At 69.3% G+C, this 1,540-nt stretch carries 1 protein-coding gene; it reads right to left on the reverse strand.

The window, feature by feature from the left end:
* Nucleotides 1–41: 41 nt before the first annotated feature.
* Nucleotides 42–1,346, reverse strand: a complete 1,305-nt coding sequence (locus GD970_RS21350; protein WP_226925528.1) for an IS256 family transposase — start codon at nt 1,344–1,346, stop codon at nt 42–44.
* Nucleotides 1,347–1,540: the final 194 nt, after the last annotated feature.

Here is a 1,540-nt window from a genome sequence, read left to right on the forward strand (position 1 = left end):
GGGCCTGTCAATTCTTCTGTGTAGGACGGGTTGTATCGGTTTTAGTTGATGTGTCCGGCTAGGCGGTCGGGGTAGAGCAGTTCGAGGTGGTTGAGGGCGGCTTTCCAGCCGTCGGTGGGGGCGCCTTCGACGAGGCGGCCGGGGGCGTGGCGCTTGTTTTTGGGCAGGCTGGCTTCCTTGGCGCGTTGGCGGGCGCGTTTGTCCTCGACGTCGTGGATCGCGAGCCAGAGCAGCTTCACGACGGCGTCGTCGGAGGGGAAGTGTCCGTGGTTCTTGATGATCTTGCGCAGCTGGTAGTTCAGGGACTCGATGGTGTTGGTGGTGTAGATGACCTTGCGGATCTGGGGTGGGAAGGCCAGGAACGGGATGAAGCGTTCCCAGGCGCGCTGCCACACGGCGACGGCCGCGGGGTACTTCTTGCCCAGGGGGTGCTCGGCAAGCTCGAGCAGGGCGGTCTCGGCGGCGTCGGCGTCGGGGGCGGTGTAGACCTTGCGCAGCGCGGCGGAAAACGCCTTGCGGTCGCCGTAGGAGACGTACCGGTTCGCGGCCCGGATCAGGTGGACCACGCAGGTCTGGACGACGGTGAAGGGCCAGGTGGCCTCGATCGCCTCGGGCAGGCCCTCCAGGCCGTCGCAGCAGGCGATGAGGACGTCCTTGATCCCGCGGTTGGCGAGCTGGGAGCACACCGCGGCCCAGAACCTCGCCCCCTCGTTGGCCTGGACCCAGATGCCCAGGACGTGCTTGATGCCCTCAGTGTCGATTCCGACGGCGATGTGTGCGGCGCGGTTGACCACGTGGGCGCCGTCGTTGACCTTGACCACGAGCGCGTCGAGGAAGATCACCGGCCAGACCGGGTCCAGCGGCCGGGACTGCCAGGCCTTGACCTCCTCCAGGACCGCGTCGGTGATGTTCGCGATCGTCTCGTGGGACAGCTCGGTGCCCAGCGTGCGGGCCAGGTGGGCCTGGATGTCTCGCACGGTCATCCCGCCGGCGTAGAGGCTGACGATCATCTCGTCGAGCCCGGCCAGGCGGCGGGTGCCCTTGGGCACCAAGCGCGGCTCGAAGGTGCCCGCCCGGTCCCGCGGGGTGCTCAGCGGGACCTGGCCGACCTCGCTCTGCAGCGTCTTGTCCGTCGAGCCGTTGCGGGAGTTCGGCGAGCCGCGCCCGGCCGGGTCGCCCCGCTCGTATCCGAGGTGATCCGACAGCTCCGCCGCGAGCCCGCGCTCGAGGACCGAACGGATCAACTCGGGCAGGAAGCCACCCTCGCCCGTCAACGCGATCCCGCCCTGCCCCGCACGGGCGATCAGGTCGTCGATGAGGTCGTCGCCCAGCAGCTCGCGGCGCAGCTCGCCGGCGGGCGTCTGGGGCCGGTCCCGGCCCTCCTCTTCCGCGGGCACCCCATTAGCCTCTCCCGGCCCCGCAGGGCCGTCCAGGGCGGCGTTTCCGGTCGGGTTCGTCAGGATCACGGTGGCCTCCTCACGCCGGCGCGTGAGCGCCAGCATCTAGGAACCGCCACTTACACAGACCATCTGACACGCCC

Origin of the sequence: Georgenia thermotolerans, from assembly GCF_009193185.1 — a bacterium.
In the GTDB taxonomy this organism is placed as follows: domain Bacteria; phylum Actinomycetota; class Actinomycetes; order Actinomycetales; family Actinomycetaceae; genus Georgenia; species Georgenia thermotolerans.